This is a genomic window from Campylobacter showae CC57C, from assembly GCF_000344295.2.
GTDB lineage: Bacteria > Campylobacterota > Campylobacteria > Campylobacterales > Campylobacteraceae > Campylobacter_A > Campylobacter_A showae_B.
Genome location: NZ_AOTD01000152.1, coordinates 1 through 7,787 on the forward strand (window position 1 = coordinate 1; position 7,787 = coordinate 7,787).

Sequence of the window (7,787 nt, forward strand, 5' to 3'; positions counted from 1 at the left end):
CCTTGTGCTTGCACTCTCTTTGAGAGCTGCTAGCAGAGCGTAATTTAAGCCCTCACCCCCTTTATATAAAGTAAAAAACAACTTCAAACGGTTGTTTTTTACGCAAGGAAAGCTAAATTTAACCAAACCAAATTTACCACTTTCGCGGTGCGGGTCTGCGCGAGTAAAATTTATTAAAAATCCAAGCAGTAAAACCGAGCTAAATTTACCGCATAAATTCGGCGGGCGTTAAATTTGCCCGCCAAATCAAAGCCAAAATCAAAATTTAAGCCGTCGTTCCCTCGTTCATCGCGGCGTATTCTTCAAAAGTTCCCTTAAAATCGACGACCTCGCCGTTGCCTTTTAGATGGATAATGCGGTTAGCGAAGGCGTCGATGAGCTCGCGGTCGTGGCTCACGCAGATGACGTTGCCGACGAATTTATACAGCGCCTCGCCTAGAGCGATGATGGCTTCGAGGTCGAGGTGGTTGTTTGGCTCGTCTAGCACGAGTAGGCTGCCGCGCTCTAGCATTAGGTGGCTTAGCATCAGGCGGTGCTTCTCGCCGCCGCTTAGGCTGCCAACTGATTTTTCCTGCTCGGCGCCGCTAAATAGCATCCTGCCCAAGCACTTGCGGATCTCGTCTAGGTCCTTGTTGTTTTCGTCTTGCAGCCACTCATAGAGCCTCAGCTCGCCGGTGATTTTATTTGTCGTGTCCTGCGCGAAATAGCTAGGCTCTATCGTCGCGCCCACGTGCACGTCGCCGCTATCTGGAGCTACCTCGCCGATGATGATTTTAGCCAGCGTACTTTTGCCTACGCCGTTTGCGCCGATGATAGCGACTTTGTCGTTCTTTTCGAGCTTGAAGCTAAAATTTTCAAACAAAACCTTGTCGTATGTTTTACTGATACCGCGCACCTCTAGGATCTCGTTGCCGATGTCGCGCTTGGTGCGGAAAAGTATGCTAGGATCGCGTCTGCTTGATACCTTGATCTCCTCGATGTCGAGTTTGTTTAGCTGCTTTTGGCGGCTCGTGGCTTGGCGGGCTTTGCTCGCGTTTTCAGAAAAACGCGCGGTAAATTTCTCCAACTCCTCTTTTTCTTTTTGCTTTTTGTCGCGCTCCATCTCGTGCTGTTTGGCAACCAGCGTCGAGGCGATGTACCAGTCATCGTAGTTGCCCGCAAACTGCCTGATTTTCTTAAAATCCACGTCTAGGATGTGCGTGCAAACCGCGTTTAAAAAGTGGCGGTCGTGGCTGATTAGCACCATCGTGCCTTCGTGGCGGTTTAGCTCGTTTTCCAGCCACTTTATACTCTCGATGTCAAGGTTGTTGGTCGGCTCGTCGAGGAAAAGGATGTCGGGCTTTGGAAATAGCACTTGAGCGAGCAGGACTTTAAATTTATCCGAGTTTTCGACCTCGCTCATCGGCTTTTCAAAGTCGCTAAATCCAAGCGAGCTTAGTATTTTTTCTATGCGCACCTCATACTCGTAGCTAGGATCCTCCTCTGCACTTATCATCTCAAGCTGTGCTAGACGGTCGTTTATAGCGTCGGTAAACTCCTCGCTCATGTAGAGCTTTTCTTTTTCTTTGACTGCGTCGTAGAGGCGTTTGTTACCGTATAGCACGGCGTCTTTGACGCTAAAGTTTTCAAATGCGAACTGATCTTGCCCTAGCACGCCTACTTTTAGCCCGTTTTCGATGACGATCTCGCCGCTGTTTGCCTCGATCTCGCCTGCAAGGATTTTTAGAAACGTCGATTTTCCCGCGCCGTTTGCGCCGATGAGACCGTAGCGGTTGCCGCGAGTGAGTTTTAAATTTACGTCCTCAAATAGCAACTGTGCGTTAAATCTCATCAATAAATTTTTGACTTCAAGCATATTTACCCTTAAATTTTACTTTTAAAATCCTAGATTGTGCCAAAAAATCGTTTAAAATTAGTATAAACACTTATCTAAGATCAAAAAACTTTTAAACAAAAATGTGATAAAATGAGCCAAAATTTATAGAAACGGAGCTTTTTTGCTTATGGCCGAAACGGCACGAAAAATCTTGCGAAAAAATTCGCATGACGAGAGAGAGTGCGAGAAAAACGGTAGCAGATTTAAAGAGCTAAAAGCTCGGGTACAGATGGCGAAATTTGAGCAAAGCGCCGAGGAAAAAGCGCTTGCGACGATTGCTATTCCGTTACTTAGGTTTTTTACTTGCTTGCAGATATTTTTACTATTTTTTGCTATTTACCAGCGCGTGCCGGCGGCATTTTTAGCTGCTTATATTTTTTTAGCGACGGTTAGCGTTTATGTAGCGCTTTGTCATGATGACGATCCGGGCTTTGCGGCAAATTTTATCCATCTCACGGTCATATGCCACGGATTTTTGGGAGTATTTTTATACGGCTGGGGTTGCGGCAACGAAAATTTCTTTATTTGGGGTATCGCGACCAGCTATTTGATTTTTATCGGTAAAAACCGAACCGTGCTCGCCATCATCATCGCTGAAGCAGTAGCTTACGCGGTTTTATATATCTTAAGGGATAAATTCGGTATCGTAAATTTAGGCGCTAGCGGAGGCGTAATGTTCGTGGTGACGTTTGCAGCGATATTCGTATCATTTTTGCGTCGCACGAGCACGCTAAACTCGGTTTATGCTAAAAGTATAAACGAGGTCGCCTCGCAAAACGATAAGCTAGAATCCGCATCCAAATTTGATTTTTTAACAGGACTTGACAATCGCCGTTACGCGCAGGAGCAGTTTGACGAGATGGCGGAGCATTTTCCGTATGAAAAGGTGCTGGTCGCGCTTGGCGATATAGATGATTTTAAGGTGATCAACGACACCTTCGGGCACGACGTCGGAGACGAGACGCTAAAAGAGATCGCGCAAATTTTACGCGAAAACTCACGCGGCGAAAAAGATATCCTGTGCCGCTGGGGTGGGGAGGAGTTTTTGCTCGTGGCTTTAGTACACGACGACGTTTCGGCGCAAGAGATGGTAAAAAGAGTTCTCAAAAATGTAAATACTCTCACTGCTCCAAACGGCAAAAAAATAGGCATAACATTTGGCGCTGCGGTGTTTGAAAACGCGCGCGCGATGAATCTAAACGAGATGGCAATCGTCGCGGACAAGCTTTTGTACGAGGGCAAGAGGAGTGGTAAAAACTGCGTAAAATTTAAAGGATGCGGTGATGCTGCTTAACCTTTTTGCGAGGTACGGCTTTTACGTCAAGCTTCGTGCCATGTTTGCGGCGCTTGGGCTTATTCACGCGATATATCTGGCGCTTTTTATCTACATAGATCAGCTTTTGCTTGCGTGCCTAAACGTCATTAGCGTCGCTCTTTATGCCGTTTGCGTATATATGGCAAGGGATCTAAAAACGGCCGCGATAGCCGTAGCGGCGGTTAGGATCGAGATATTTGCTCATGCTTTTATCTGCACGCTCGTTCTTGGTTGGGATTACGGATTTCAAAATATCATCTTAGCCCTCATGTCCATGGTATTTTTCTCGAGCCTTGCGACAAAGGGCGTAAATAACTTTTTTGCGTACGCCAAGGGCGCGGCGTATTTGTTTTTATATTTTTATGCAAAGACTCCTCCGCAGCTAGCAGGAACGCAGGCGGAGTTTTTTTATGTTTTAAATTTTATCATCATTGCTACGATTGTCATTGTTTTGGTTATTGATTTTTCTAGAACATTTAGCGCAAAACTGCGCCAAGATATGCTCGAGCGTCAAGAGAGGCTAAGCGAACTAGCCAACAAAGACCCGCTCACCGGCCTTTTAAATAGAAATGCATTTTATGATTTTGCCGTACCGCGCATGCAGTTTTTGAGCGGCGATACCAGCATCGTGCTGTGCGACATCGACGACTTTAAAAAACTAAACGACGCCCACGGGCACGCCTTTGGCGACGAGGCGCTAAAGACCCTCGCGCACGCGATAAAAAGTAGCCTGCGCGAGGGCGATCTGGTGTATCGCTGGGGCGGCGAGGAGTTTTTGATATTTTTATCGGATATAAATCTCGAAAACTCGGAACATACCTTTGAGCGTATCAGGCACAAGATCGCCGAGACGGAGCTAGAATTTGAAGGCAAAAGCGCTAAGACGTCCGCGACCTTCGGGCTAGTTAACTTTAACGTCAAAGCCGTAAAAGATGTGGAAACCGTGATAAAACAAGCCGATAAGCTGCTCTACGAAGGCAAAAATAGCGGCAAAAACAAGGTCGTCGCTCAGCATTTCGGCGAAAACTATCTTTAAAACCTACTCCGGGAGCGGATCAAATTTAAATTTTATTGTTTGGGCTACTTAAATTTGAGTTAAATTTAGCGGTCAAAGTCAAATTTGATGAGTTTAAATTTGACCGCTGAAGGCAAAAAACTAGCTTTAAAAATTCTTTCGTAGCCGCTCAAATTTGTTCAAATTTGAGTTGAGCCCGTAAAATTTCGCTAAAATCCCACGCAAAATCCATGCAATCAAAGGCCGAAACAAAAATGCGCATCGCAAAAATCCGCGCCAAAAATATCCTCTCGCGCTCCAAAATCGGCAGCGGAGGCTACGCGATCAACCCGTACGTAGGCTGCCCACACGGCTGCATCTACTGCTACGCCGAGTTTATGCACGGCGTCACCGGGCACGAGGAGGCGTGGGGCGAGTTTTTGGACGTGAAGGAGTTTGACGCGGCGAGTTTAGTTAAATTTGCGGGCTTGCACGGCGGCGAACGCGTATTTATGAGCTCGGTTACGGACTGCTACAACCCGTACGAGGCGCGCTTTGGAGCTACGCGCAAAGTCCTCGAGGCGGTTGCGGGCTCGGATATAAACCTGCAAATTTTAACCAAATCAAGCCTCGTGACGCGCGATATAGACTTGCTGCAAACCATGCCAAACGTCCGCGTAGGCGTGAGTTTGAGCGTGGTAGACGAAAACCTGCGCCGCACGCTGGAGCCTCGCGCAAGCTCCGTAGCGGCAAGGATCGCAGCGATAAAAAAACTGCGCGCCGCGGGAGTGAAAACCTATATCTTCGTCGCGCCGATTTTCCCGCAGATCACGCCAGTTTTTGATATCATATCCCGCTACGGCGACGCGGTGGATGAAATTTGGTTTGATAGGTTAAACCTCTATCCAAATTTTAGGGATAAAATTTTAGCTTTCATCGGGCGAATTTTCCCCGCGTTTTTGCCGCTTTATAAGCAAATTTATCTTTTCGGCGAGGACGGCTATTTTGAGCGGTTGGCGGATGAGATCAGGCTTGCTGCGCAGGAGAAATTCGGAAGCCAGAGCGGCGAGAGAGTTAGGATATTTTTTGAGCGGAGAAAATCCGGCGCAGATAAATTTGAAAGGTGAAAATGAACGTAATTTTACGGCTTGGCATTATAGTTTTGATCCTATATATCGCGCTTTTGGCGCTACTTTATTTTTTTCAAGAGAGGCTGATATTTTTCCCAGCAAGCTTGATCAAAACTATGATTTTAGCTTTGATCGGCCGTTTGAGGAGATAAGACTAGACGCGGATGGCACGTGGATAAGCGGGCTTAAGTTTTTAGCGCAGGGTAGGGACGGCGTGCAAATTTACGGCGACGCGCGCGATGCGAACGGCGAACAAAAAGCGAAAAACGGCGCAGCGATATTTTTCCACGGCAATGCGGGCAATCTGCAAGGCTGGGGCAAGTACGCGCGGCATTTTACGGATTTGGGCTATGATTTTTATCTATTTGACTACCGAGGCTACGGCAAAAGCGGCGGCGAGATAGGCTCGCAGGAGCAGCTTTACGCGGATGCGGACGCGATGATGCAGCTGGTTTTGCGGGAGTATGATGCGGACGAGGTCGCGGCGGTCGGGTACTCGGTAGGTAGCGGGCTAGCGGCTCGCGCGGCGCAGAAATACGGAGCTAAGCGGCTAGTTTTGATCGCGCCTTATTTTGGCCTAGAGGAGCTAGCGCGGGAGAAAATGCCTTTTGTGCCTAAATTTTTGATCAAATACAAAATCCCTACTTTTGAATTTGTCGGCGGTTTTGGCGGGCCGGTGACGATATTTCACGGCGAGCATGACGAGTTAATCGGCGTGGATAACTCGCGCAGGTTGCTTAAATTTCTAAAACCGGGAGATAAAATTTACGAGCTAAATGCGGGACACAACGATATCCTAGGCCTAAGCGAGCTTTGGGAAAAATTAGCGCAGAGGCTGGACGAGTAGGGCAGGGCTACAGCGGTAAATTTGACGCGGCTAGCTTGGTCAAATTTGACGAAAACGGGTGTTAAAGCCCGCTTTGCCTTCTTAAAAACAAAACCTCTCGTCGGTTCTATTGTGCTTGCGCATAGCTTTAAATTTAGCCAAATTTTCCTCATTCAAAAAATAATCTTTTTCTTTTTGCGCGCGTGCTTCTAGGGCTTCTATTGCTTTTGCGAGAGCTTCTTTTCTATCTGCGTGAGGCGACGCAAACTCCGGTAAAAACATAGCTTCGTAAACGTTCGCCTTGCTCCACTCAAGCGATTTTGCGGCGATATCTTGCTGCTTTTTGATATCGCAAAACGCGTATGGATTTACCACATCGCCAACCAGCTTGATAAACGCTCCTATCGCGCTTTTGACCTCAAAAAATCTACCGTCGTCCAAATTTATAACCTCTCGTAGCAAGATCGCGCGGTTTTTAGCGTTGTAAAACCAAAACACCGCTTCGTCGCGCAGGCCAAGATCGTAAGCGCGAGCCGAAAGCACGAAAAGAGTCATCGGCGTGACCATCTGCGGAGCGTCCTGCACGATCTTTTTCGCGCTCCTAAAGTCCTCTAGCGTGCCGCTTTTTAGCAGGCCGTCTATCTTGTCGTAAACCTTTACATGTTCAGCCTTGCCGGCATTTGCCGAGTAGTACGGCGTCACGTAAATATCGATGCTTTTTACCTTTTCGTCATCAGCCGCCGATGCTACCACCGCCGCGCCAAAACAAAGCGCCGCTAAAAAACGTAAAATTTTCACTTATAGCTCCTTAATGTAAATTTTGGTGTTATTTTAACTAAAAGATATTTAAACGTCGCGTATAAATTAAAGTCCGCAAATTTGAGCGGACTTTGTAAATTTAGTTTTTAAAACTATGAATGGGTGCTGGGATCTGGCCGCCGCGAGCGATGAAGTCCGCCGATGAGTTTTTATTTACGCTCATCACCGGCGCGCTGCCCAGAAGCCCGCCAAATTCCAGAGTATCGCCCTCTTTTCCTTTTGGGATTATGCGCACGGCGGTCGTTTTTTGATTTATGACGCCGATCGCGGCCTCGTCGGCTATGATCGCGGCGATCGTTTGCTCAGGCGTATCCTGCGGGATCGCGATCATATCGAGCCCCACCGAGCAGATTGCGGTCATCGCTTCGAGCTTTTCTAAGCTTAACGAGCCCGCGCGCACCGCAGCGATCATGCCCTCGTCTTCGGAGACGGGGATAAACGCGCCGCTAAGCCCGCCTACCTTGGTTGCACGCCATAACGCCGCCCTTTTTGACCGCGTCGTTTAGTAGCGCCAAAGCCGCGGTCGTGCCGTGCGTGCCGACGCGCTCTAAGCCCATTTCCTCAAGCACGCGCGCGACCGAATCGCCCACTGCGGGAGTCGGAGCCAGCGAGAGATCGACGATGCCAAATTTCACGCCAAGGCGCTCAGACGCCATTTGACCGACGAGCTGTCCGATGCGCGTGATCTTAAACGCCGTCTTTTTAACGGTCTCTGCTACCACGTCAAAGCTCGCCCCGCGCACCTTCTCAAGCGCTCGTTTAACGACGCCGGGGCCCGATACGCCCACGTTTATGACGACCTCGGCCTCGCCCACGCCGTGAAATGC

Annotated in this window: 6 protein-coding genes and 1 pseudogene; 4 read left to right on the plus strand and 3 right to left on the minus strand. The window is 48.3% G+C overall.

What is annotated here, in order from left to right; genetic code table 11:
• Nucleotides 1-265 precede the first annotated feature (265 nt).
• Nucleotides 266-1,855, minus strand: a complete 1,590-nt coding sequence (locus H740_RS05725) for an ABC-F family ATP-binding cassette domain-containing protein (RefSeq protein WP_002952317.1) — start codon at nucleotides 1,853-1,855, stop codon at nucleotides 266-268.
• A 148-nt stretch (nucleotides 1,856-2,003) separates the two neighbouring features.
• On the opposite strand from H740_RS05725, the gene H740_RS05730 reads away from it, so the two are divergent.
• The 4 genes from H740_RS05730 to H740_RS05745 all read left to right on the plus strand — a co-directional run bounded on the left by H740_RS05730 (nucleotide 2,004) and on the right by H740_RS05745 (nucleotide 6,162).
• Nucleotides 2,004-3,170, plus strand: a complete 1,167-nt coding sequence (locus tag H740_RS05730) for a GGDEF domain-containing protein (RefSeq protein ID WP_034957450.1) — start codon at nucleotides 2,004-2,006, stop codon at nucleotides 3,168-3,170.
• Nucleotides 3,160-4,227: a GGDEF domain-containing protein gene (locus tag H740_RS05735; RefSeq protein ID WP_002952322.1), complete on the plus strand. Its 1,068-nt coding sequence runs from the start codon at nucleotides 3,160-3,162 to the stop codon at nucleotides 4,225-4,227. Before H740_RS05730 ends, H740_RS05735 begins: the two co-directional genes overlap by 11 nt.
• A 233-nt stretch (nucleotides 4,228-4,460) precedes the next feature.
• Nucleotides 4,461-5,312, plus strand: a complete 852-nt coding sequence (locus tag H740_RS05740; RefSeq protein ID WP_034957453.1) for a radical SAM protein — start codon at nucleotides 4,461-4,463, stop codon at nucleotides 5,310-5,312.
• Nucleotides 5,272-6,162, plus strand: a complete 891-nt coding sequence (locus tag H740_RS05745; protein ID WP_002952324.1) for an alpha/beta hydrolase — start codon at nucleotides 5,272-5,274, stop codon at nucleotides 6,160-6,162. Before H740_RS05740 ends, H740_RS05745 begins: the two co-directional genes overlap by 41 nt.
• Before the next feature lie 81 nt (nucleotides 6,163-6,243).
• On the opposite strand, the gene H740_RS05750 is transcribed toward H740_RS05745, so the two are convergent.
• Both H740_RS05750 and H740_RS05755 read right to left on the minus strand, forming a co-directional pair.
• On the minus strand, nucleotides 6,244-6,939 hold the full coding sequence (locus H740_RS05750) for a hypothetical protein (protein WP_002952325.1): 696 nt from the start codon (nucleotides 6,937-6,939) through the stop codon (nucleotides 6,244-6,246).
• Between the two features lie 100 nt (nucleotides 6,940-7,039).
• Nucleotides 7,040-7,787 (minus strand): annotated as a pseudogene (locus H740_RS05755) (DUF711 family protein); the annotation flags it as partial.